The organism is Allocoprobacillus halotolerans (genome assembly GCF_024399475.1).
Lineage (GTDB): Bacteria > Bacillota_I > Bacilli_A > Erysipelotrichales > Coprobacillaceae > Allocoprobacillus > Allocoprobacillus halotolerans.
The window spans coordinates 238,162-263,011 of the sequence record NZ_CP101620.1 but is presented as its reverse complement, the minus strand read 5'-3'; the positions used below and the strand labels follow the sequence as shown (position 1 = coordinate 263,011).

Genomic DNA, 24,850 nt, shown 5'->3' with positions numbered 1-24,850 from the left:
AAAATAGAACACTTTCTTTTATTAGGCTTGAAGATAGGATAAAGAATATGATAAAATATGAGCGTTTTATAAAGAAAGGATAGAATTATGAGTAAAGTTAATCAATTAGGAAATTACAAAGGTATTGAAGTGAAAATTTCTTCACGTCAAGTCAGTGATCAAGATGTTGAACAAGAAATTCAACGTTTATTATCACAAAAAAGTCAATTGGTTGAAAAAGAAGGACCTGTTGCAAATGGAGATGTCACAACAATTGATTTTAAAGGATTAAAAGATGGAGTGGCTTTTGAAGGTGGAACTGCTGAAGGTTATCAGTTAGAAATTGGTTCAGGAGCATTTATTCCAGGTTTTGAAGAACAAATGATTGGAATGGAAAAGGGAGAAACAAGAGATTTAAATTTAACTTTCCCTGAAAACTATGGAGCAGCTGATTTAGCTGGAGCAGATGTTGTCTTCCAAGTGACTGTTCATCATATTGCTTCTAAAGTAGAATCACAATTAGATGAAGAATTTGTGAAATCATTCCAAATTCCTGATGTTGAAACAATAGAAGGTTTTAAAAACAAAGTGAAAGAAAGTCTTGAAAATCAAAATGTTCAAGCTTTAAATGCTGAAAAAGAAAATAAAGTTTTAGGTGTACTTATCGAAAACAGTGATGTTGAAGTGGAAGATGCTGATATTCAAAGAGCTTTAGATCAACATGTTCAATATGTATCAAATGAACTTGCTGGACAAGGTATGACTTTGGATCAATATTTAAGTATGATGGGAATGGATCAAGATGCATTACATGCTCAATTAATGCCAGCTGCTAAACAACAAGCTGTTTTTGAAGCGATTATCGATGAAATTATCAAAGTAGAAAGCTTAACAACAAGTGATGAAGATGTTGATCGTCAAGTCGATTTGATGGCACAACAATATCAAATGGATAAAAAAGATGTTTTAGAAAAAATTGATTTAGAAGGTTTAAGACGTGATTTAAACCGTATTCAAGCAAGTCAATTAATTTTAAATACAGCAAAATTTATTATGGAATAAAGATGGCAAATGTCATCTTTTTTCTTTCTATAGATTTCAGAAGACATATTCTGATAATACCATTATAGAATTTCCCGTGCTTTTAAACTAGTATAAGAGAAAACAAAAAAAGAGATTTCCCATAAAACTTATTCGTTTTGGAAAACCCCGTAACAAATTAGATTATCAAAATAGTATGGTATTAGCCATTTTGTTTATTATTATATTTATGAGCTTAGCACCACTTGTCATCTTTTTGAAATTATATGGTTTGATATTATGGGTTGTTTATGGATAATTGGTTTGTATTATGCGTGGCAAGTTGAAAAATACAAAAAGAAATATGATATTCAAACATATCAAGAAATTGTTGCTTTTATGGATGGTAAAAATTTAAGTGATATTGAAAAAGCAAGAGAAGAAGGAAAAAGAATTTATCAAAAGATCTTTATGGCAGTTGGGGCAGGAATTGTTGGTTTTATAGTGACTTATCTTATGATGCGTATTTTAGGTTAAAAATGGATGATTTTAGAAAAAAGATATGATGATACAAAAGAGATAAAAGCAATGACGTTTTCTGTCATTGCTTTTCAACCATTTTTAAGATTTCTTCTTTTAAAACTTCAACCATATCCTCTTGTTTGACTTTTTTAATAATTTCTCCTTTTTTAATAAGGAGTCCTTCTTTGACACCACCAGCAATACCAATGTCGGCATGTTTGGCTTCACCTGGACCATTAACGGCACATCCCATAATAGCAACTGTAATATCGCTATGAATGTTATTCAAAAAATCTTCAATTTCATTAGCGACTGGAATCAAATCATATTGAATACGTCCACATGTTGGACATGAAACAAGAGTAGGAACATGATCGATTAATTCTAACTCTTTTAATAAAGTTTTCGCAACTTTAATTTCTTCTACAGGATCGGCGCTTAAAGATACACGAATAGTATTACCGATTCCTTGATAAAGAAGTGTGCCAATACCTAAACTTGATTTAATTGTTCCACCTAATTTTGTTCCAGCTTCAGTGACACCAATATGTAAAGGACAATCAAAGGTTTGACTAGCAAGCGTATAAGCCTCAATTGTTAATAAGGTGTTAGAAGACTTTAAAGAAATTGCGTAGTCATGGAAATCAAGTGATTCTAAAATATCTACATGTTTTTTAGCACTTTCAATCATACCCTGAGCAGTAGGTTTTCCATATTTTTCTAAAATATCTTTTTCTAAAGATCCACCATTCACCCCAATACGAATAGGAATATGATGTTTTTGACAAGCTTCTACAACTGCTTTGACTTTATCCATAGAACCAATATTACCAGGATTAATACGAATCTTATCTATCCCATTTTCGATTGATAATAAAGCTAAACGATAATCAAAGTGAATATCAGCAATTAAAGGAATATGAATCTGTTTTTTAATATCTTTAATCGCTAATGCATCTTCTTGATCAAAAATAGCGACTCTTATCATTTCACAACCTGCTTTTTCTAGTTCATGAATTTGTTTGACAGTTGCTTGAATATCTTTTGTTTTGGTATTACACATGGATTGAATAATAACATGATTATTCCCACCCATTGTTAAAGTTCCAACTTGAAATGATCTTGTTTGTGTTCTTAACATAATCTTACCTCGTTTCTTTTTTTATTATACACGAAGTGAAGTTAAAAATAAATGAGTTGTTGAGGATTATAGAAAAATGCATTATTTGACATAAAATTACACAATCATGTGACTTTTAAGATTTTTATTTTTAAATATGTTATATTAAACAAAGGAGGGGATAATCATGGTTGATTTAAAAGATATTATGGATTTTAAAGATCAACATATTGTAGATGAACTTTATAAAAGATTAAAAGATATAGGGGAGTTTAATGATTTAGAAGATATTTATCTTGAAATAACAAATAGAAATAAGACAAAAATACAAACATTTCAATATCATTATGAAGAGATTATTCAAAAAATAACAAAAGTATTAAGTGCTAGTGGTTGGATTTTATTTTCTTTTCTATTTATTATATCTGGTTCTTTTATCTGTGCCACTTTGATTGGATATATTTTCGCAATGAATGATTCATTTAAAAATATTTATCAATTTTTTAGTGATTTAGGATTATCTTTTTTGAAAACTTTCTTTTCGTTTTCAATAGAAAATATTGATTTTTCAGATCGTTCAACACCATTAATGTTTTGTATTTTAGGTTTAACGATTATTCTTGTTTTGTTTTTTGTATTATTATATCTTTGGAATATTTTAAAAAAAGAGAAAAGAAAGAAATTCATTTACAGATTACTTTAGAAAATAGTTATCATTATTTAGGTTCTTGTCAAGATGATACATGGGCATATATCAAAGAATCTTTTGAAAAACGTATTCATCAAAGACATCATCATGATTTTTTTGAACGTTATTATCAGTCATATTTAATGCTTGCTCAAAATCATGATTCCAAGCAAGGTACTATTAAAGATTTAACACATCAAGAAAAAGCACTTCTTATCTTTAGAACAATAACAAATACAATTAAAAATATTGTCGGAGCTTTTTCTATGCCTATATATATTTCTCTAGCGATATTAATTTTTTATTATCAAAATTTTCAGGCTATCAATGATTTAAGACTCAAAACAGTATTAGATGTTATACCTTTTGGTCATGTATTGTATAGTTGTCTTGATTTTTGTTATGATATTGTTTGTTTTTTTCCAATTTCTAATTATTATGCAACTCTAGATTTAGAGTTTGCTATGATGATTTCTTTTTGTATTTGCATGACATTTTTATGGGCACTTTACACGATTTTAAAAACACGTATAAGAGAAATCAAAAGACAATATTTACGTCGTATTCAATTCTATTTGAAAAAACATGAAGGCATTTATGATGAAAATCAAAAGTATCCCGCTATATATCTTTATGGTGTTCAATTTACTATTTTTGTATTTTTTATATGTATGATATTGATTTGTCTACTATTTTTATAATGAGTGATGTCATAAAATAGGATTTGAATAAATAAGTTATAAGTTGATACATCATTTAATAAACCTTGTCATATATTAAAATGGTGATGTATATGATTTTAATTCTATCTTTTTTAGAATTTTTATTTGGTACTCTTTTACATTTCCTATATGATTTTTTCCCTTATCCTTTGATTGCGATTCTTTCACCGATTAATGAAAGTATTTTTGAGCATTTAAAACTTTTAGTATATCCAATGTTACTTGGATATTTCATTTTGTATGGGATAAAAAAACCAGATATTAGAAAATATATGAATGCTGTAGTTGGAGGTATTATCAGTGGATTATTAACATTAGTGTTGATATATTATTTTGTGAGATATGAATTAGGCATTGAAAGTTTGATTTTTGACATTGTATTGTTGTTGATTTCCATCATTGTTGGTAATCTTGTTTCTTATTCTATTTATCGTCAGAGTCAAGGAAAGACTTGGAAAATCAGTATTATTGTCTTAATCATTCTTATTTTCTTGATGATTTTAGGAACTTTTCAACCATTGGGTTTACTTTTTTCAAGAAGAAAAAGCAGCGATTACACTGCTTCAATGATTGATTCAAATTCATTTAAAATAGTTTCGAAATAATGGAAAGCATCATCGTATAGTTGGTCTTCTAAAGGATTAACTAAAGCATCTTTTAAAAGGTCAACTGGATCTTTGCTGCCACCAGATTTTAAGAAGTTTAAATAAGCTTCTTTTTGTTTTGTATCGCCTTGAAGTAAGCGAGAAACAATAGCTAAAGCTACCGTCATTCCTAAAGTGTATTTATAAACATAATAATTATAATAGAAATGAGGAATGTAATAACAAGAATATCCCACATATTGATCCATTGTGATATCAGGTCCATAATATTCAGCATTCTTTGTATAATACAAATCTGTAATCATTTGTGATGACATTGGTTGTCCTTCTTTAGCCCATGTGTGTAGGATATGTTCAAAATCTGCATACATTGGTTGTCTAAAAATTAAGCCTACACAATTTTCTAAAAGTTCATACAAGAAGTAGCCTTTTTCTTTTGGCGAAGAAGCGTGTTCAAGCATATAATTAATCAATAAAGTTTCATTTACTGTAGAAGCCACTTCAGCCACAAAAATACGATAATCACAATTAACAGGTGATTGATGATGACATGATAAATAAGTATGAGCACTATGTCCAAGTTCATGAATCATAGTTGAAAGTGAATTATAATCACCGATAAAGTTCATTAAAATAAATGGATCAGTGTCATAACATCCACTTGAATATGCCCCTACACGTTTACCAGCATGGGGATAGTAGTCAATCCATCTTTCTTCTTTAGCTTTTTTGATAATATTGACATAGTCATCACCAAAGATACTAACAACATCTAGGATAATATCAAAACATTCATCAATCGTATATTTTTTCGTGTTATACTTGACTAAAGGAATATTTAAATCATAGTTATACATAGTATCTAATTTTAGAATTTTTTCTTTAATGCATTATAACGATGAAATAAAGGACGATATTGTTGATTGGCTTTTTCTAAAATTTTAAAGAATAGTGATGTTGGGACATTATCATCAAAAAGACTTGCTTCTAATGGTCCATCAAATTTTTTGACATCTGCATAAAAAGCATCTTTTTTCATGACACCTGATAATGTTGCGGCATAAACATTTTCAAACTTTTTGTATTCCTTAAAAAAGTTATGATAAGCCTCTTTTCTGACATTCGCATCTTTATTTTTTAAGAACTCAGTTAATGTAGCACTATTTAAAAACTTTTCTTCTCCATTGACATGAACTGGATCATAGTCCAATCTTAAAGCATCAAAGACTTGAGAAGAAACATCTGCAATCGTTGATGTTTTTGATACTAATGTTTCTAAATCCTGTGAAAGAACATGTTTCTTTTGACGTAAAACCTCATTGATGGCATAGCGATAATCACTTAACTGTTCATCTTGTAAATACTGTGTCACTTTTTCACTGTTTTCAATCATCATCACAGTATAAAAATCTAATGATGAAGAAACTTGATCATAGAATGATAAAATCGCTGCATACATTGTTTGATATTCTTGATTTTGTGGTTCTACATCACAATGTAAATGTGCAAAACAATGTAATTTTTGAATATAACGTGATAATCTTGTTTCATCTTGATGAAATTGTAAAAACTGTTGGACATTATCTAAAAATGTATCCTTTTGTTGAAGCAAAGATGTTAATAAATCTTTTGCTTTTTCTAAATCTGTATAAAACTCTTTGTTGCTAGGATAAATACGTGATAAATCCCATGTATCTTTAATATCAATACTTTGACGTTCCATAATGACCTCCTTTAACTTTATATCTATGATAGAATGAACTTATAAAAAAGTCAAACGGATAACTCAAAATAAAATATATCTTCAAACTTTTGATCTAAGGCAATGCACAAGATGAGTGCTAATTTTGCTGTAGGATTGAATTGTCCATTTTCTATTGAAGAAATTGTTTGTCTAGAAACACCCACCATTGATGCCAATTCACTTTGTGAAAGTCCTTTTGCATTTCGCATTTCTTTGAGATGATTTTTAAAAACAAGTTTTTGATTCATGATTTACCCCAATAATACACTGATATAACGCCAGCCATTAATGATTATAATCAGTAACCATAAAAGACTTATAAAGAGTGATAATTTAGATTTTTCAATATAAGCTTTGACACCATAAGTGATAATAATAGTGGGCATAATCAAAATATAAATGGTATAGAAAATGGTTGGTATATTTTGTAATTCTAATGAAAAGAAAATAAGAGAAATACTTAGAATGATAAAAGCTGTAAAACCACTTCGTAAGGCTTTTCCATGAAGTTGTAATAAACGTTCGTCTTTTTCATAACGATAAAAAGCAAGGACTTTTTCTTTATTCATGTTGATCACCTACCATATCATTGTCCATAAAGAAATAAAAGATAGAACACATAAGATAGTAAAAAAATGGATGCCATTAAATAAATAGAACGACGGAAATAATAAAAACTAGCCAAACAATAGACTGTTAAAAATGTAAAGAGTAGGGTCGTTGTTGTGTAGAAAATATCCTTTTGATAAGGAGAGAAAAAAGAAAGAATGATCATTCCTATGCAAAGAATGATAAAAATAAATATGATCATAGGAATCGTTTTTGAATCTAAGAACTGGATATATTCTTTATTGCTTTGTTGACGACTGCTTCGCAGAATATCTTCTTTATTCATTATATCACCTCTTGTCAAGTTTTCTTTACATTTATATTTTAGACTGAAATAAAAAAATGTCAAGTAAACTTGACATAGAAAATAAATAAAAACTCTATCTCATTAAGCGATAGAGTTCACTAATTTTGCTAATTTAGATTTTTGTCTGCTAGCATAGTTTTTATGATGAATTCCTTTGCTAACTGAAGCATCTAATTTTGATGCTGCAACATTGTAAGCAGCAACTGCAGCTTCTTTATTTCCAGCTTCAACTTCAGCTCTTACGTTTTTGATTGCTGTTTTTAAAGCACTTTTATAAGAATTGTTAATTAAACGTTTTTTGTTATCGTTTTTATAACGTTTGATTTGTTGTTTCATGTTTGCCATTATCTTTCACCTCGCTTTAACTTATGCTTTGTTATTCTATCAAAAATAGATGATAAATGCAATGTTTTATTGATAATTGATTAGATTTTTTTATTTTGGCAATGCTTATTATGGTGAGAGTATGAATAAATATTATACACGTAGCGATTTAGCGATAGAATCATTAGCTTATGCAACGAAAGATAAGGATTATAAACACACACAAAAAAGATGGCAATGTGACAATTGAAACTTTTGAGATTTTACAGACCAGTTCACTTTATCCTCATGATATTGGCAAATACATAGAAATTAGTTTTCCAGATTACCAGGATTATCAAACAATATCCAAGCATTTTCAAAAACAGTTATCTTTGTTGATTAAAGAAAAAGTAAAAAAGATTGATCCCCTTATTTTATTTATAGGTTTAGGGAATCAAACTTTAACAAGTGATGCGATTGGTCCAAGGACTCTACATAAGATTCGAGCAACCCATCATTATCCTATTGAAGAAAGACATCGTCATCAATATTATGATACGATGTGTATTGCCCCAGGGGTCATGGCGCATAGTGGCATGGAAACAGCAAATGTATTATTAGCATTGGTCCAAGAATTTCAACCAGATTTAGTTATTGCGATTGATGCCTTATGTGCTCAAAGTTATGAAAAGATATGTCGTGTCATTCAAATGAATAATGTAGGAATCTATCCAGGTAGTGGTATTGGTAATCTTCGTAAAAATATGAGTGAAATGACAATTGGTGTACCAGTATTAGCCATTGGTGTACCAACTGTTATCCATGTTTCCAGTCTTGTTAGTGATGTTTATAATTTACTTGAGGGTTATTTTAAAGAATCACTTGATCCATCTACGGCTTTAAAGGTTGGGAAAAGGAAACGTTATGAAGGACGATTAAATGAAGTTCAAAGACGTTTGATTTTAGGAGAAATAGGGCAACTAGATGAACAAAAAAGGATTCAGTTATTAAATGAAGTTTTGAATCCTATTGAAGAACAGTTTGTCATGAGTGATAAACAAATTGATTTTGATATAGAAATGTTATCAAAATTATTATCAACAAGTATTAATGATTTAACTTATTAGGAAATTCTTTGAGGAATTTCCTTTTTGTGTACTAAATATAACTTTTTTTGCATATATTTCATTGTATAGTGAAAGGGGGAAGGCTTGATGAATAAGAATGTGAAAATCATTTTAAAGATCATTGTTGTGATTGTTATTTTGTTGAATCTTCCTTTTCAGAGTATTTATAGTGAAAGTGTAGAAAATGTTGTATCTTCTTTAACCACAACAAATGTCAAAAAGCAATTAAATGGAAAATCCATTTATATTTATAATACACATCAAGGTGAAGAATATGCAACGCAGTCAGTGAAAGAAGGGAGTCGTTATTTGATGAAATTATTGGAGAATAGAGGTTATGAAGTCGATTATGAAACAACTGATTTTGAATTATATAAAACAAAAAATCATATAGATTATGCAAAATCATATACTGTTTCTCAAAAATATTTAACACAAGCTGTCAATGAACATGGGAAATATGATTTAGTGATTGATTTTCATCGAGATTCAATTAAAAAAGTTTATCTACGATTACAGTAGATAATAAAAACTATGCAAAATTGATGTTTGTTGTGGGAAAAGGAAGTTCCAATTATAGTGATGTGAATAAAAGATGTGAGAAATTATCAACAATGTTAAATCAGAAGATTCCTAAGATTTGTAGAGGTGTCTATTTAAAGCAAAGTCATTATAATCAGGGTGTTACTGATAATATGATGTTGATAGAAGTTGGAGCTAATGAAAACACATATGAAGAAGTACAAAATTCTTTAAATATTTTAGCAATGGTTTTAGATGAGTATTTAAGTGCATGAAACAGTTTTGGATAGATTTATGTTGTGTTTTACTTCTTATATGTGTCATCAATCTATTTTTTGGTGATCATCAGGTGTCACAGACTTTATTTGAAAGAGAAATAGATCAGTTTGAAGAAGATATTTCATTACAAAAAGAAATACAATCTCCAGTGACTTTACAAGATACTTCTGATAATCAAGTATCATCTTTGATGAAAACAACAAGTCAAATTTGTGTGAGTGTTATAGAGTTTTTTGCTGAAATTTTTTCTGATTTTATTAGCTTGTTTTTATTTGATTTTTCTTTTAGGCTACTTTTATAGTAGTCTTTTTTAGATGCAAGAAATAGATTTTGAAATATATTTTAGAAAATAAAAACGAGAATTCTGTGGATAATTTCAAAAATAGCGAGTGTAATCATTTTATATAGAAAATAAAAACGGATTTTACGTTTTTATTGGACAAAAAGTAGCTAATGAAGATAATGAGTATATAAAATGAATCTATGTTGTTTTCAATAACAAAAGTTGCTAATATGAAAATAAGAAAAATTTATTAATTGAAAAGTCTCATCTGTTTTTGCATACATCTTATAATCAAGGAATTATGTAAGTAAGAATAGGTATCGTAAGGTCATGAAAAAAGAGAACTGCGCCAACAGTTCTCTTTGAGTAAGTATAGAAATTACTCTTTGTACTCCGCTTATAGTATACCACAAAAAAAGTTATGTAAACTGAAAAGATGTTAAAAATACTAAACAGATTACACTTTTTTAGTTATAACAAAAAGAGGCTAAAAACACAAAAGATGATATATAAACAAGAAAAAAGTTATGCCTATAAAAAACAGGACATAACCCAAAAAATGAATGCAAAAAAGGCGAAAGTCAAAAATATATCTTAATGACATAAATTGTGATTTGATGTATAATAAAACGATAAGGAGGCATGAATATGGATAAGATAAATATCAATGATTTTCCTAGTTTAGATGGTGTATCGCTGATTCCTACAAAAACTTTACAAATCATTATAGATATATATAATGATGAAGTAGAAAAAGAAATGTATAAATTTGAAAATAGTGTGAAGAAAAAGCACATCTTATAAAAGAAGGAAAAGCAAAAGCATATTCAGATGGAGAGTTTCTTGAACTTCTAGAAAGAGAAGGATTATAAAGTGAAAGTTGTTATTGATAAGAGTGTTTTCTTATTTTTAAAAGAAAACAAGATAAAACTTTCTCAACAATTAAAAACAGTCATCAGTCATTTGAAACTTAATCCAAAAATGTATGCAATAATAGCAAACGATGATTGTATTCGACATTTTATTATAAAAGGCATTGATTTTGGATACATGATTGATGATGGAGTCGTTATTATTTCAGATTGTAGATTTGTAAAATCAAATACAAAATTAAAAGTAAGATAGAATTGGTTTGTACGAACTGATTCTTTTTTTGCATTGACAAGAAATTTTATTTTTTTGATGTAGGAATGTTTTTATTATAATAGTAGCTATAATTATAAGAAAAGATAATCAATGAAAAAATAGAATTATGTTTATTCATCCTATGATGAAAGAGATATTTCTAGAGAGTTCAAGGAATCAAAACAATATTTTTATAATTATAATAAGTCGAAGAATAGTGCTTATCTTTTTACATATGATAAATAGTTGATATTTTTAGTATTTATGATAAGATAATGGTGAAGAATAGGTCGAAATGGAAACCTTAAAAAACTATATCCAATTGGTCGGAGCAAAGATCTAAAACTTGCTCCAGTGCAGAGACAACTGCTAAACATTTAAAAAGGCGACTAGTCGCCTTTTGTTTATTAAGGTAAAATATGCCATATAGTATAACAATGAGTGAGTTGGCAAATACAGCAGATATTTCAGAAAAGTGTCACCAAATAGATGAACCAATATTTGTTACAAAAAACGGATGTGTAGATATGGTTATAATGAGCATGGAATTATATGAAAAGATAATAATGAATCAAGAAATGTACTCTGATATTGAGATTTCTGAAAAACAAAAGGTAGAAGGAAAGACTAGGGATGCAAAAGAATCACTAAGTGACATGAAAATAAGATATGAGTTATAATATCGTCATTACTAAACATGACAAAAAAACAGATAGATTGAACATCTGGGTAATTTATATAATTGTAGGGTCGAGGGTATACCTTTAAAATATTATGAGAAGTTTCTGCTCCTTATTTTTTGTTATAATCTCATTGTCTCGTTGCCTATTACTACAAATAAAAATTCTAATTAAGATATTTGATATTGATGATAATCTTGTTTACGATATTAGCTTTGAAACTGATAAGTTTGAAGAATAAGAAATAGAATGAGGAGAATGAAACAAGATACTTCTTCGCATAGGATTTTAAAAAGGATTCGAAATTTTTTAATATCAAATCCTCATTGCATTTTATAATGCCAGTATTTTACTGTTTTTTATTAAGCCAACATTTTTTAAGATTTTTCTTTTGTAACAATATAATTATATAGCGAATTTTCTTTTCAATCATAATTATTTTGCTTTAAAAATCTAACAATAGAATTATATGTAATTTAATTTGTTGATTATAATAACAGGCTAATAAAGTATTGTTTTACAATTTTAACCACTAGTGGTGTTCAATTTTAATAAATTCTGGACCTCTAAATGAAAATACAACTATTACATAATCATTATTTTTATACATTATTAAATTTATATTTCTGTTTTCAGCAACTAATATGCATTTTCCAAATGGAGCTATTTTTGTCGTGAGAATACTCTTATTCAAAAATTGAATGTTTGATTGAAAGTACTCTTCTCCATCATAATATTCAATAGTCTGTTCATTTAAATTAAGATTAAAATAACTTTTACTGTTATCCACTTCTACATAATTTCCTTGTAGAAGTTGTTGTGAATTGTTTTTATTACAATTAAAGTATAATCTTAAACAAATTACAATAATTATAGTAGTGAATAATAGTATGCCAGTAATTATTTTATTTTTTTGTTTCATATTTTGAAAGCCTAACTAACTGTTCTTATATCAAAATAGATTGATGAAAGCGTTTTAAAATCTTCATATTTATAAAATTGTTTTGTTGATGATCCAGAGTATTTCATATAGCGATATACAGCAAAGTGCTGTACACTAAAATCTTTTGCGACATATAATAAAACATGCTTTCCTACTTGTGATGGTTTAATTTGAGGTGAGTAAGAGTATGTTCCTGATGTAACTCTTTGCCCAGGCGTAATACCAACAGATATAGAACCTTTACCTACTGGAAATGAAACAGATAAAGAAACTGTGGCTGCAACAGTAGATGTATCTTTCCAATTAATACTACCAGCGCTAGTTTCGAAAACTACTCTTTTTATTGGTTGATTAGCCGCTCTATAATATGGTGATTTACTAGTTGTTTTTGTACCTATATTAACATATTCATACATATATTCATCCATCATTGGAGAAACTTGATTATTAATTTGCTCATTAATTGCTTGTTCGATTTCCTCATCTGAAAATGTATATGAAGAATATGAGTGTATTACATCGTCTTTTGCTAATGCAGATACAGGTGATGACACTACAGTTAAAGTTAATATTAAACTTAGTGTGATTAATTTATTATATATGTTGATAATTTAAATTTTTTCATAATATTTCCCTTCTTACTGTCTAAATAATTTCGCTTTCATTAAAATCTTATGATGAATTACGAAAAGGAAATTGGCTTGTACATTATTCGAATTATTGAATTTAATCATATGTCTATTTAAAAATTTCTCATTTTAACAGATGACATAATTATTATATTATATGATTCCCATTTTAATCATTTCTTTCTGAAAAAAATTTTTAGTAATCTAAACTTATTATCAAATATATTTCTACTTAAATACTATATCAATCACGCTATATTTACAATAAACTTTGTTTAAGATGCATTTTTATAGAATGAGATACATCAATTTTGGAAAATTTTCATTGTAACCATCAATACAAATAGCCCTAATATTTATATTGACGATTACAAAGTATCCTAAACCATAATATGGATAATCTGATGATTTCTAAAATTTATAACAACAAATTTCAAATGAATATTTAAGTAAGGTTATCTAAAAGCTTTATAGTATTTTAAAATTATATCACAAGTTATTAAAGTAGCATTTCTTGAATATGACGACTTGTAAAACTCTATCTATCATTTCTTAATGTTTTTTCTGGATTAAGTTTAATAATGCAATAAAACGAAGGTAAATACATGATGATATTATATATGATGCAAAGTATAAAAGAAATTAAAAGAGCTTTAATCGATAATATAAGTTCTAAATCTAAAATATTGTTAAATAAATTTATATAAAAACAAAGATAGAATATAAAAAAATTCAATCATTATAATCAGCAGATGAAATCATTGTTTTTTTCTAAATACATGAAAAATATCAAAAGAAGAAGTGATGAATCATTCTCTATAAAGAAGATGACCTTTTCACCATCGCAAATGTTTAAAGGAACATTCAATGTTATCAGAAAAACAATATCAGGCATCAACAACATCATTACAATAGGAACTGGTTTGATTCTTTTATTGGTCATTACACTTTTCATTGGGGTGTTTTCTGCACTTTCTGATGATTCAAGTGCAGAGAATGGTACACTTTATGATTCTAGTGAAGTTCTTGAACATACAGAGCTTATAGAAAAATATGCAAAGGAATATGATATTGCAGATTATGTGCCTTTGATTCAAGCTGTCATGATGCAGGAAAGTGGTGGAAAAGGAAGTGATCCAATGCAGTCATCTGAATGTCCATATAATAAAAAATATCCAAATACTCCTGAAGGAATAAAGGATATTGAATACTCAATTGACTGTGGTGTACATTATTTATCAGATTGCATGAAAAGAGCAGGTGTCAATAATGTATCAGACATGAAAAATATCTCACTTGCATTGCAGGGATATAATTTTGGAAATGGCTACATTGAATGGGCAATAGAACATTTTAACGGCTATACCAGAACCAACGCAAAAGTGTTTTCAGATGAGATGAAATCAAAGTTACAGGTAGAAGTGTATGGTGATCCTGATTATGTGGAACACGTTTTAAGGTGCTATCATTTAGGCAACGGTGACATTGTTTCAATTGCAAAATCACAGGTGGGTAATGTTGGTGGAAGAAAATACTGGGAGTGGTATGGATTTGATCAACATGTAGAATGGTGTGCTATATTTGTATCTTGGTCTGCAAATGAAAGTGGTGATTTGAATGTAATCATTCCAAAGTTTTCAAGAGTTGAAGATGGAATAGCATGGTTTAAAAACAAAGGTAAATGGCAAACAGGAAATTATATTCCAAAAAGCGGTGATTTAATATTCTTTGACTGGAATCAGGATAATGATCCAGATCATGTAGGAATAGTAGAAAAAATTGATGACAATTATATTTATACAGTTGAAGGAAATAGTAATGATGAGTGCAGAGAAAATATATACTTAAAAACTACAAATGTTTTTTATGGCTTTGGAATAAATATTTAGGTATAGTAACAAACTTGTACGCAATAAAATGGATTATCATTTGATGATTTAGTATAAAAACAAATAATCAAAAAAGAGGATTTGAAAATATAGTATGTTCATCCATATAATCATTTCCTCTTTAGGTTTCTTTTTTACTGATACTTTAGAATAGAAAAGAATAGCAAGTAAATTCATTATTTTTGAATACTCATATTTTAATAAATTTTATTTTTAATATATGTTATTCATCGTATAATCAATTTTGAGAAAACTTAACAAGACTTAAAGCTATCCAAGACATAAAAACGTCTTCTTTCTTGCATTATATATAATCTGTTTTTACAACTTTTTTAAAATGAGAAATATTATTTTTTGATAGATGAAAAACAAATTATATGAGAACTATTTTATTTCAAAAAGTATTATTAGCAATATTGTTAAGCCTATATGTAATCCAAACCAACCAAACCAACCCATTCCAAATGTATAAGACACCCAAACACATACAAAATATCCTATCACAGCAATCACTGATGTGTACTTCCATTCTTTATAAACAAGATAACTCAAAAATAGATAAAATATTGAAATAAAAATATTTGTATAATCATTATTGCCATCACTTACTAATGCTGTAATGTTTATGAAGTTAAACATGAAAAGTACAAAAAATAATAATAATCGTCTAATTTTCAGCATAAATGTTTACTCCTTTACCAAAATAATTGAGGATATATTGCTCTGCTTTGTGTATCGTCTATAATTTCAATTGCCTCTATATCGGAATATGTATTTTTAATCTCTATTAGATTTTCAAAAATTTTTTTCTTATCTGTTTTTATAAAATAAATTGATAAAATTCCATTTTTAAAATAGTATTCATAATTTAAGTATGAATCAGTATTATTGACATATATGATTTCAATAGTATCACTGATTTCTACGCTTTTAATTTCAATTTTAGTTATATCTACTTTATCTTGTGAGCATCCTGTACATAGTAAACAGAGCAAAATCATTAATACTTTTTTGTGTTTAATAATGTGATACTGAAGATGATGAACAAGAGGTAAAATCTGCATCGCTTACTCCTGTATGATATGTACATTTACTTTTAATTTGATTAGATAATTTTGTAGGTGTATTAGCGTTTGAATCAATAGTTAGTTTTATACTGCTTACAGAATTCCATGCTTTTGTAGCAAAATGAGTACAATTATTAGCAGGAGTCCAAGTTTTTCCATATGTATTTATTACAGAATTCAAATTAGAATAAGCAATAGGACTAAAAGTTTGTTTGGCATAAGTAACTTTTGATGGGTTTTTAGCATACTCTGAGCGCTTATTTCTTTCGTAATTATACCATATTCCATTATAGCCATTTGCAATAACAGGCCATGTACCTATTGAGCAAAATTGATTTGATGATAAAGACTTTGTTCCATATGATCTTGTCTTTTCATAATTTCTTACTGTTATCCATGCATGTCCTTGTAATCCTAATGAACTTAAAGAACTAGATCCTGATGTTGAAGAATAAATAGTTAATACTCCTGCTACCTGATCATCTAATCCATAAGGTTCAGCATAACTCATTTCAGATAAATCTATCATATCATTTTCTATTAATTCACGTAGAGTTGGATATTCAGGTTCTAATGCTTGAACATGACTAGGAAAAATCATAGAGAGTAATAGAACCAAACAAATAAATGTTAATAATTTAAATTTTTTATTCATTTAAAATGCCTCCTTATAGTTAAGTATAAATATATTTATATAAACAATGATATAAATGAAATTATAGTGATTGAATAATGATTAAACCTCCTTCCTTCTAATTATATTTTAAAAACAATACAATCACTTTTATATTTCTAAATTCATTATAATATAGTTTAATGAAATAAATAGCAATCTTGCATATAATACATCTAATTTGAATAAGATACATTATATTTCGCTCTTTTTAATAAATTTGTTGCTGCTATTATTACTTTTTTATTTTAACACCGTTTTTTAGGTTATGTTAACCCATAGAGATGCTATAATAAGTAAAAAGTATCTAGTGAATACTTTTTACTCTTAGACATTTCCCCGCTGCTTGCAGCGTAGTGCCCAATGTTATTTTATAACATTGGGCTGATTACATATGCAAGATAGTATTTATACCTTAATTATTCATGATTGTGTTATATTATCATGAATAATTAAGGTTTATATATATAATCCATTTTTCTTATCCCAATTCATTATCATTAAAAGCCATCATGTGTTGAACGGCTTTTTATAATATATTAAAATATTAAAAAACTGCAAAATCTTACAACCAAATAGTAAGTTTAGTTGTAGGATATGCAGTTATCTACGGCAAGACAAGAAAACCCTGCTTTTTTCCAGTCTATATTTAATAATGATAAATATAATCTTATGAAAGGAAAAGAGAAAGATACCCTGACTGTCATCTTGTTATTTTTCTCCCTAACCATGTATATGGTACAAAAATGTTACTCTTTATTCAAGTCTTTTTTTATAATAACTCAATTTCTCATCACTATAATGTTGATGATTTTCAGTTGTTCGAATCCTATATCCTTAACTATTCAGAAAATTAAATCCTCATGTTCATAAACCTCTTGATGAACAGCCAGAAACCATTGCTTTCATAATAGAGAATCTTGATGCGATTTCTTGATTTGTTAGTAAAGATGAAAAGACTATGGTCAAGGACATTCATCTGAAACTGAGAATGGACAATAAGTGTCAGTCCATCTATTGATTTTCTCATATCCACAAAACGTGTAGAAACATAGATGTTTTTGACTTCATCGGCATTGATGATCATTTGATGATACCAATAATCCTATCAAGAAGTTCAGGCTCAAATTCAAGATGATGACCATCAATGTTCATGGATATGTTGGATGGTATATCATGGACAACCTCAACGGGTACAAATAAATGATTTTGAAGATCATCATTTTCAAGACGTCTTTTTGACTTATAGAAGGAAGACACACAGATATTGTTCTGTCTGCAGTATTCCTTGACAGTCAGTGTGCTTTCCTTTTGATTTTCAATGGTTTTTTTCCAATCATAATTTCATATCGTAAGTACCTCCTCTTTATTGCGCTTACATTTTAAATGAATAACTATGCTTTTGTTAGTGCTTTTTCGTTTGATGCTTACAATGATAAATGAAAAGGCACTGTCAATCCAGTTAGTACCATTTCATTTGCTGTCTAAAATTATTGAATAGTAATATAAGAAAGTGTAGCAATGCATTTTGTACAAAATTATTACCTGTTATGCAAGAAGAATTTTATTTTATATTAAATGTAATATAATTTAATCAGAATTAAAAAGTTTATAAAATTAATTTTAAGAAGCATACATTATAGTATTATAATAATCAAAATATAAGTTTAATAAATTAATATACTATTAGACACATCTATTGAAAATGATTTATATTTCCAAAAAATTAATTGACTTTATTTGTTTTAACGAAATACAAAACTAAGCATGAATTATAGAAATCAAGTACATTAACTAGTTTATGAAAATTATAATAATAAAAATATTTTAAATATATAGAACTTATTTTTCGTTTTGTGATTAACATATAATCATCTTATCAGTGTTTAATAATTTATGTTTTCAAAAATAATTAATGTTTTTTGGATAAACACTTTATACATGTAGTTTAGTAAGTAATTTTAAATATTTCATATAAAAAGAGGGAGGCGCAAAATATATCATAAATCTAAGGATAAAGTCATTAAATAAATTTCTAAGAAAGGATGGATGTAATTTATGAAGAAAGCAAAGAAAATTATTTTTGCATTATTGTGTGTTTTTACTATTGGTGCTGTGTCACTGAATTCAGCATTTGCTGCAGTGACTGAACATTATAGTCAATCCGCAACAGTATCAGGTGGAAAAATTACAGCACATGCAACTTATTATCAAAGTGAGATAAACGATGGTCTGTTATTTGGGCACATTTATTATCAAATTACAACAATGTAAAGTCAAGTGGTGTAAAGACAATAAGAGAATGGAAAGATGAGTATACATATATAGTTGGAGGTCAATTATACAAGGTTGATTATTCATACATGACAATAAATTTAGGATCTCATACTTTTACATTTAAAAGATAAGTCGATAAGTAAAAAAATTGTGGCTTGATTAGTTTATATGAAATAAATAATTACTTGATTTTTTACAAGAGTTCCATAATATCTTTGCTTATGTAATGATTTTATATTTCATATATTAAATTTCAGAATAATTTATATCTAAAAATAGAGTATCTATTTTAAAAGAGAATCAAAAAATTATTTAAGTGGTTGTCATAGGTATTATGGCTCTTGTTTTATTAAAAATATATGTTACTAATTTTTGTTTTGTATATATCCACCTAGAATATTATATCCGACTACATTCCTGCTGAGTCATATTGGATGAGATAGTTTTATTTATACAATAGAAGTATGTGGGAGGATTGGAGGAATTTATGTTATCTATTAAAATTGTTCAAATAAAATATGGGAATAAGTTAGTTTTGAAAGATGTTGAATTAAAAGCTTCTTCAGGAGAGATAACAACTATTATTGGACCAAGCGAAGTGGGAAAACTTCAGTTTTAAATACTATTGTTTCTACAAATGATACTATTTCTGCATTTGATTTTGCAGGAATAGATATTACTCATATGGATGATGATGAGAAACAAAAATTTATATTAAAACACATATCTTTTGTTTCTCAAAATTATGATTTTATTTCAGATTTAAGAATTCTAGATCACATTAAATTGATTCATGAAATTACACAGTCTTCAAATGATTATGAAGAAATAATTAATGAATTAAATATAGGCGATTTATTAAATAAGTATCCAAATGAGTTATCAGGAGGAGAAAAGAGTAGAATATCCTTATATCTAGCAATTCTTAAAAATCCAGATATTATCATTTTAGATGAACCAACAGCATCACTTGATCTATATAACACTCAATGTGTGATAGATGTACTCAGTAAAATCAAGACAAATAAAATTGTTATTGTAGCAACACATGATGAGAAAATTATTCATTGTAGTGATAAAATATATAGTATTGAAGGTAAAACATTAATTTTAAAAACTGAAGATAATCACATGTTATGTGATAAGGAATTAGATAATGTTGATAAAAATTATAAAGTTATACCTAAAAATATTTCTAAGATATTAACTAGAATGAAAAAGCATGAGAAAATATATCAAAAAATTGTTATGTTTATGACTATTATGATGATATCATTTTCATCATTTGCTACAGGGTTTAATAATATTGTTAAAACTACAAATACGAATATGATGAATCAACTTTCTTCTACAGAAATTTTAATTTACAAGCCTAGTGGTGGGTATCCCGATCAAGGAATATCACATTCTTCTGAAGGCAATGAGATAGTTGATACTAATGAGCTTGAAAGTATTAAAAACATTTCACATGTTGATGAAATAAGACCACGTGTGGATATTGAGATGTGCAATCCATTCGTTTTGATGATTGAAGATAAAAATTATCGTGCTCAAAATAGTAAATATAATCTTATTATAAAAGATAATGGTAAAGATATTGATAAAACGATGGAATTATCTAATGCTCCAACATTGAATTCATATTATAATGATAAAGATTATAGTCAAGCCATATTGAGAGAATTCAATCAAAAGAATGGTGTATATATTTCTAAAATGTTAGCAGACTATTTATGTGATAACATTGAGGATTTGAACGGAACTAGCTTAGAATTTGATATTTATATTCCAGTGTATAATTCGGTTGGAAAAGCATGGGCTGAATCTAGTAATGGCGATATTTTTTGGCCAAATATTACATCATGCAAGGTTGAACGAATTACACTTCCTGTGTCTGGTATTTTAAAGAGTTCAAGTATGGGGATAAATAATTCACAGAGTTATGCTATTTATGTAGAAAATCAAATTATTATGAATTTAGTAGATAAATATAAACCTATATCATCTAGAACATGTTATCTAATCAAATCAGATGATTTCAAATTTTCAGTAGACAAAAAACCCCTGAAGAAGATATTTTAAGAGAAATCAAAGAAGAAATATGGACACCAAAATCTTTTTCAGTATTTGTTGATGATATTACACAAGTAGAATCAGTAGCATTGCAGATTGCTCATAAAGGTTTCAATGTTAGTAATATATATATGAATATTGATGCGGTCAATCAAGCACTGGATAGCGTACAGAAAATAATTCAAATGGCTTCTTATGTACTAACAGTTTTAATTTTTATCGTTTATATTATTGTTAAATTAAATAATAAGAAAAAGAAAAAGAAGTAGATCATTATTTAAAACATTTAGGTGTAAGTTATCATCAACGCAGAAAGATAAATTGTTTAAGATATATGCATAATACAGTGGTTACTATTATATGTTCTATTCTATTATTAATATTATTTATATTTATATCTCGTACTTTATATACGAATAGCACAGGACTTAATCCATATATGTTTATTATAGCAGTTGTATCATCAGTGGTTATCGAATTTATTATCCCTATATTAATTGAAAGGGTGATAATAAATGATAGATGTTCATAATATTTCCATTAAATATGATTATTTTCTCCTACAAAATGCAGAAGTTCAATTCTATGCTAGTACATTTCATCTCATTACAGGAAGAAGTGGATGTGGGAAAAGTTCTTTATTATATAAAGTAGGTCTTATATCAGATCAAGATGAAACTGAATACGAAATTGATAACAAGTCAATCAGACAGTATAAGAGTAGTCAAATAAAAAGATGTAATATAGGTTATGTCTTACAAGATATGTGTTTGTTTGAGCAGTATGATGTCTTAGGAAATTTAAAGTTATATTCAAGTTTTATCAATGAAGAATATGATGATAGTCGATATCAAGAGATTTTATGTCAGGTTTCTTTAGATGTTCCTCTAAATCAACCTATTGATACGCTTTCAGGTGGTGAAAGACAGAGATTGCAAATAGCATGTGCATTGTGTAAAAATCCTGATATACTCATTTTAGATGAGCCAACTAATGCCTTAGATGAAGTAAATGAGAGAATTATTTTTGAATTATTAGTAAAATTGGCTCATGAAGATCATAAATGTATTATTGTTGCTAGTCATAGTTATTATGCAAAAGAATATGCTGATTATGTTTATCAAATTGAGAATAATAAGATTATAAATTATAAAAAAACAGAATCAAACAACAACCCTATAATTCATTATAAACAAAATAAATTGTGTAGATCGTTCTATAATAAATATATCAAGTATTTCATAAAAAAATATAAATATATGAATGTTCTAATGATAACTATTTTAAGTATTTTATCTTTATGTATTTTTGGTATCAATTGCTTTTTTCAGTATTATGTTGATGATTCTATGGTTAAAATGACAAGATTAAGCGACAACCAGTTATTTGTTATTCAAAACAAGAATGATTTATATGTTAACGAAATTTCTGAAGTTTTTGACTCAAGGAAATTAGATGATATTATGAAAATAAATAGTCATATTAGTGCATATCCTTATTTACTTGTTAGAGGTACCATAGGTGGTGAAGATGTTTTAGTTTTACCATATTTTGATCAGAATGATTTCAGTGAAGAAACATTGTGTTATATAGATGAATCTAATAAACACGGAGCTTATTTTAGCTTTGAGGTTTATAAGAAAATATCTTCACAGTCAACACATCTTCATTCTTTAGATGTTATTTTACAGACACAACATGCTGATTATCAAAATGGTTTTACAACTACAAATATTAATAAGAACATTCAATTTAAAGCAGTGCTAAAAGAAAATGTATATTCTTCATACCAACCTGATTGTAAGAATTATATATATGTTTATTATAAAGATTTACAAGATATATATTCTCAAAATATCTCATCTTCAGATATTTTTGGCTACACAATATTTACCCAAAATCTTGATGAATACAATCATCTTGTTAACGAATTAAAAGTGATGGATATTGGTCTTAATTATGATTTTGTTAATTTAGAGGCTTTGAATAACCTTGTTGATAGTACATCAAACTTAAATTTTATTATGCAAATTGTAGTATGTACTTTATTTATTATTCTTATCTGTATGGTTCAGTTAAACTATTTCTATAAAAGAAATAGAGAATTTGCTTTGTTATCAATCAACGGTCTTAATTCAAATCAAATACTATTATTGATTATGATTGAAGCAATCACAAAATTAGTAATGACATTTTTTATATCAATATTTTTTATTAGTATTATAGGATATTTAATTAATCCATTCTTTGCGATTTATGAATTGCTAAATATCATTAAAATTATTATCATGAATTATGGAATTATTTCAATAGTTATAATGCTATTGTCAAAAATATATTTATACAAATTAATTCCTGAAAAAATATTAAGAAAATAAAGAAGAGTTAGTTATGAAAACAAAACGTAAATTTATTACATCGCTTATATTATGCTGTTCAATTTTTCAAATAATTGGGATGACTAATGTTAATGCACTTGATACAAATTATGTCGATCCAAAAGAAAATGAAGAAATGATAGAAAGAGCAAATAAAGCACCAATTGAACCTGATAAAGTAGCTCAAACAAGGGCTTCTTATGGTACATATCCAACAAGGAAGGGAGTCATACTTGTAACGAGTGATAAATATAAAGGGATAATACCATTAGGTCATGCTGCAATTATTTATACACCTACAACAGTTGTAGAGTCATTATCAGAAGGAGTAACTATGGGTAATAATAATTGGAATACTTCTAAATCTCAAGCATATGGTGTTACTGTTAAGTCAACATCACCTACTCAAGATGCGAAGGCAGCGGATTATTGTTATAACCAAAGAGGATATCCATATAATTATGATTTCTTTAATATAAATACAAGAACTAAATTCTATTGTTCACAACTTGTTTGGGCTGCTTATAAAGATCTTTATGGCATTGATTTAGACACTAGTAGTTACGGAAAAGCCATTTATCCTATGGAATTACATGATACTGATAAAACAAGTTTGATTTATAGGAAAAAATGATGAGAAGAAAGTGGATAGTACTCTTATGTATAGTAAATTTGGTCGCATGTGTTCCAAAAGAAAATAATGCCGCAAACAGAATGATGTTTGGAATTATTAAAACGACATCGAACACTAATAATTCTGTTATAAGTTTTTATGATGAAAATCTAAGTAAAATTAAAGACATTCATTGCAAAGCAGGAGAATTAGGGACGAACTTTTCACAGGCAGTTTATTTAAATAATAAAGCTTTTATTGTTCCAAGAGGAATAGTAGGAAAATACGATGATAAAAAAGTAGTAGGAATTGACATGAATGAGCTTACTCTCAATGAGTATACTATTGATAGAATTAACCTGCAAAAGGTTAGTGTTACACAAGATAGTATATTTGTGACAAGTAACCTCAATTTTACGAACTATTTATCAAAAATTGATTTTAATTCTAATCTGCAAGATGAATTAACTTCTGAAAATTATATGGAATTAGTTGTATGTGCAGGAGATAAAATATGTCTTTTTGAATCTAATCAGAGCACATCTTATATTAAGATATATAACAAAGAATTAAAATTGTTAAAAAAATTGATATATCTAAAATTGGTAATCAGCATGCTAAATACACAATTTGGAAAAATAAACTCATATTTTCTAATGCTTATATAAAT

At 27.4% G+C, this 24,850-nt stretch carries 31 protein-coding genes and 1 pseudogene; 19 read left to right on the top strand and 13 right to left on the bottom strand.

The features are described 5' to 3' along the window. Positions 1–87 precede the first annotated feature (87 nt). Positions 88–1,041, top strand: coding sequence for a trigger factor (gene tig, locus NMU03_RS01615; protein WP_290140713.1), 954 nt, complete (start codon positions 88–90; stop codon positions 1,039–1,041). 282 nt (positions 1,042–1,323) lie between these two features. Further along, complete coding sequence (locus tag NMU03_RS01610; protein ID WP_290140711.1) at positions 1,324–1,536, top strand: hypothetical protein; 213 nt, start codon at positions 1,324–1,326, stop codon at positions 1,534–1,536. Positions 1,537–1,600: 64 nt separating this feature from the next. Here NMU03_RS01610 and ispG read toward each other — a convergent pair whose 3' ends face one another. Further along, positions 1,601–2,662 (bottom strand): flavodoxin-dependent (E)-4-hydroxy-3-methylbut-2-enyl-diphosphate synthase, encoded by a 1,062-nt coding sequence (gene ispG, locus NMU03_RS01605; RefSeq protein WP_290140709.1) that lies wholly within the window; start codon positions 2,660–2,662, stop codon positions 1,601–1,603. Between the two features lie 166 nt (positions 2,663–2,828). On the opposite strand from ispG, the gene NMU03_RS01600 reads away from it, so the two are divergent. The 3 genes from NMU03_RS01600 (at position 2,829) to NMU03_RS01590 (ending at position 4,656) form a co-directional block, all read left to right on the top strand. Next, positions 2,829–3,344, top strand: coding sequence for a hypothetical protein (locus NMU03_RS01600; RefSeq protein WP_290140707.1), 516 nt, complete (start codon positions 2,829–2,831; stop codon positions 3,342–3,344). Further along, entirely contained in the window at positions 3,290–4,030 is a 741-nt protein-coding gene (locus NMU03_RS01595) for a hypothetical protein (protein ID WP_290140705.1), read from the top strand. Before NMU03_RS01600 ends, NMU03_RS01595 begins: the two co-directional genes overlap by 55 nt. A gap of 92 nt (positions 4,031–4,122) precedes the next feature. Continuing rightward, the gene (locus tag NMU03_RS01590; protein ID WP_290140703.1) at positions 4,123–4,656 is read left to right on the top strand and encodes a DUF6512 family protein; all 534 of its coding nucleotides are present in this window, start codon (positions 4,123–4,125) and stop codon (positions 4,654–4,656) included. Here NMU03_RS01590 and NMU03_RS01585 read toward each other — a convergent pair. From NMU03_RS01585 to rpsT, 6 genes are all read right to left on the bottom strand, one after another. Then, the gene (locus NMU03_RS01585) at positions 4,605–5,513 is read right to left on the bottom strand and encodes a M3 family metallopeptidase (protein WP_290140702.1); all 909 of its coding nucleotides are present in this window, start codon (positions 5,511–5,513) and stop codon (positions 4,605–4,607) included. The genes NMU03_RS01590 and NMU03_RS01585 overlap by 52 nt on opposite strands. Before the next feature lie 11 nt (positions 5,514–5,524). Then, complete coding sequence (locus NMU03_RS01580) at positions 5,525–6,379, bottom strand: gluzincin family metallopeptidase (protein ID WP_290140700.1); 855 nt, start codon at positions 6,377–6,379, stop codon at positions 5,525–5,527. 50 nt (positions 6,380–6,429) lie between these two features. Beyond that, positions 6,430–6,648: a helix-turn-helix transcriptional regulator gene (locus tag NMU03_RS01575; RefSeq protein ID WP_290140699.1), complete on the bottom strand. Its 219-nt coding sequence runs from the start codon at positions 6,646–6,648 to the stop codon at positions 6,430–6,432. Between the two features lie 3 nt (positions 6,649–6,651). Next, positions 6,652–6,969 carry a DUF6442 family protein gene (locus NMU03_RS01570; protein WP_290140698.1) on the bottom strand — a complete coding sequence of 106 codons (318 nt, stop codon included), beginning with the start codon at positions 6,967–6,969 and terminating at the stop codon, positions 6,652–6,654. 17 nt (positions 6,970–6,986) lie between these two features. Beyond that, positions 6,987–7,295 carry a DUF6442 family protein gene (locus NMU03_RS01565; RefSeq protein WP_290140695.1) on the bottom strand — a complete coding sequence of 103 codons (309 nt, stop codon included), beginning with the start codon at positions 7,293–7,295 and terminating at the stop codon, positions 6,987–6,989. A 102-nt stretch (positions 7,296–7,397) separates the two neighbouring features. Continuing rightward, the gene (gene rpsT / locus NMU03_RS01560; RefSeq protein ID WP_087358107.1) at positions 7,398–7,661 is read right to left on the bottom strand and encodes a 30S ribosomal protein S20; all 264 of its coding nucleotides are present in this window, start codon (positions 7,659–7,661) and stop codon (positions 7,398–7,400) included. A 218-nt stretch (positions 7,662–7,879) separates the two neighbouring features. Between rpsT and gpr the strand changes: the two genes are divergently transcribed. The 7 genes from gpr (at position 7,880) to NMU03_RS01525 (ending at position 11,638) form a co-directional block, all read left to right on the top strand. Further along, positions 7,880–8,749, top strand: a complete 870-nt coding sequence (gene gpr / locus NMU03_RS01555; protein WP_290140692.1) for a GPR endopeptidase — start codon at positions 7,880–7,882, stop codon at positions 8,747–8,749. Positions 8,750–8,836: 87 nt separating this feature from the next. Then, the gene (locus tag NMU03_RS01550; protein WP_290140690.1) at positions 8,837–9,271 is read left to right on the top strand and encodes a stage II sporulation protein P; all 435 of its coding nucleotides are present in this window, start codon (positions 8,837–8,839) and stop codon (positions 9,269–9,271) included. Positions 9,272–9,303: 32 nt separating this feature from the next. Continuing rightward, positions 9,304–9,546 carry a stage II sporulation protein P gene (locus NMU03_RS01545; protein WP_290140689.1) on the top strand — a complete coding sequence of 81 codons (243 nt, stop codon included), beginning with the start codon at positions 9,304–9,306 and terminating at the stop codon, positions 9,544–9,546. Then, complete coding sequence (locus NMU03_RS01540) at positions 9,543–9,851, top strand: hypothetical protein (RefSeq protein ID WP_290140687.1); 309 nt, start codon at positions 9,543–9,545, stop codon at positions 9,849–9,851. Before NMU03_RS01545 ends, NMU03_RS01540 begins: the two co-directional genes overlap by 4 nt. Positions 9,852–10,481: 630 nt before the next feature. Continuing rightward, positions 10,482–10,637, top strand: coding sequence for a hypothetical protein (locus NMU03_RS01535; RefSeq protein WP_290140686.1), 156 nt, complete (start codon positions 10,482–10,484; stop codon positions 10,635–10,637). A 69-nt stretch (positions 10,638–10,706) separates the two neighbouring features. Next, entirely contained in the window at positions 10,707–10,958 is a 252-nt protein-coding gene (locus NMU03_RS01530) for a hypothetical protein (protein ID WP_290140684.1), read from the top strand. 419 nt (positions 10,959–11,377) lie between these two features. Beyond that, positions 11,378–11,638 (top strand): type II toxin-antitoxin system Phd/YefM family antitoxin, encoded by a 261-nt coding sequence (locus NMU03_RS01525; RefSeq protein ID WP_290140682.1) that lies wholly within the window; start codon positions 11,378–11,380, stop codon positions 11,636–11,638. 933 nt (positions 11,639–12,571) lie between these two features. Here the strand turns inward: NMU03_RS01525 and NMU03_RS01520 are convergent. Beyond that, positions 12,572–13,135: a hypothetical protein gene (locus NMU03_RS01520; RefSeq protein WP_290140680.1), complete on the bottom strand. Its 564-nt coding sequence runs from the start codon at positions 13,133–13,135 to the stop codon at positions 12,572–12,574. A gap of 836 nt (positions 13,136–13,971) precedes the next feature. Between NMU03_RS01520 and NMU03_RS01515 the strand changes: the two genes are divergently transcribed. Beyond that, a complete protein-coding gene (locus tag NMU03_RS01515) occupies positions 13,972–15,099 on the top strand; it encodes a lysozyme family protein (protein WP_290140679.1) in 1,128 nt (375 codons plus the stop codon). 384 nt (positions 15,100–15,483) lie between these two features. Here NMU03_RS01515 and NMU03_RS01510 read toward each other — a convergent pair whose 3' ends face one another. The 5 genes and pseudogenes from NMU03_RS01510 to tnpA form a co-directional block, all read right to left on the bottom strand. After that, a complete protein-coding gene (locus tag NMU03_RS01510) occupies positions 15,484–15,780 on the bottom strand; it encodes a hypothetical protein (protein WP_290140677.1) in 297 nt (98 codons plus the stop codon). A 14-nt stretch (positions 15,781–15,794) separates the two neighbouring features. Beyond that, positions 15,795–16,163 carry a hypothetical protein gene (locus NMU03_RS01505; protein ID WP_290140675.1) on the bottom strand — a complete coding sequence of 123 codons (369 nt, stop codon included), beginning with the start codon at positions 16,161–16,163 and terminating at the stop codon, positions 15,795–15,797. Continuing rightward, a complete protein-coding gene (locus tag NMU03_RS01500) occupies positions 16,117–16,821 on the bottom strand; it encodes a hypothetical protein (protein ID WP_290140673.1) in 705 nt (234 codons plus the stop codon). The genes NMU03_RS01505 and NMU03_RS01500 overlap by 47 nt, the downstream gene beginning before the upstream one ends. An 871-nt stretch (positions 16,822–17,692) precedes the next feature. After that, positions 17,693–17,926, bottom strand: coding sequence for an IS66 family insertion sequence element accessory protein TnpB (gene tnpB / locus NMU03_RS01495; RefSeq protein WP_290140671.1), 234 nt, complete (start codon positions 17,924–17,926; stop codon positions 17,693–17,695). Beyond that, positions 17,923–18,165 (bottom strand): annotated as a pseudogene (tnpA, locus tag NMU03_RS17955) (IS66 family insertion sequence element accessory protein TnpA); the annotation flags it as partial. The pseudogene tnpA and the gene tnpB, both read right to left, overlap by 4 nt. 732 nt (positions 18,166–18,897) lie before the next feature. Here tnpA and NMU03_RS01490 point away from each other — a divergent pair. From NMU03_RS01490 to NMU03_RS01465, 6 genes are all read left to right on the top strand, one after another. Continuing rightward, on the top strand, positions 18,898–19,113 hold the full coding sequence (locus NMU03_RS01490) for a hypothetical protein (RefSeq protein ID WP_290140670.1): 216 nt from the start codon (positions 18,898–18,900) through the stop codon (positions 19,111–19,113). 490 nt (positions 19,114–19,603) lie between these two features. Further along, on the top strand, positions 19,604–19,735 hold the full coding sequence (locus NMU03_RS01485) for a hypothetical protein (protein ID WP_290140668.1): 132 nt from the start codon (positions 19,604–19,606) through the stop codon (positions 19,733–19,735). A gap of 5 nt (positions 19,736–19,740) precedes the next feature. Next, positions 19,741–21,198: an ATP-binding cassette domain-containing protein gene (locus NMU03_RS01480; protein ID WP_353956727.1), complete on the top strand. Its 1,458-nt coding sequence runs from the start codon at positions 19,741–19,743 to the stop codon at positions 21,196–21,198. Between the two features lie 506 nt (positions 21,199–21,704). Further along, the gene (locus NMU03_RS01475) at positions 21,705–23,567 is read left to right on the top strand and encodes an ABC transporter ATP-binding protein (protein WP_290140667.1); all 1,863 of its coding nucleotides are present in this window, start codon (positions 21,705–21,707) and stop codon (positions 23,565–23,567) included. 13 nt (positions 23,568–23,580) lie between these two features. Then, on the top strand, positions 23,581–24,201 hold the full coding sequence (locus tag NMU03_RS01470; RefSeq protein ID WP_290140665.1) for a YiiX/YebB-like N1pC/P60 family cysteine hydrolase: 621 nt from the start codon (positions 23,581–23,583) through the stop codon (positions 24,199–24,201). Continuing rightward, complete coding sequence (locus tag NMU03_RS01465; protein WP_290140664.1) at positions 24,201–24,848, top strand: hypothetical protein; 648 nt, start codon at positions 24,201–24,203, stop codon at positions 24,846–24,848. Before NMU03_RS01470 ends, NMU03_RS01465 begins: the two co-directional genes overlap by 1 nt. The last annotated feature ends 2 nt before the right edge of the window (positions 24,849–24,850 follow it).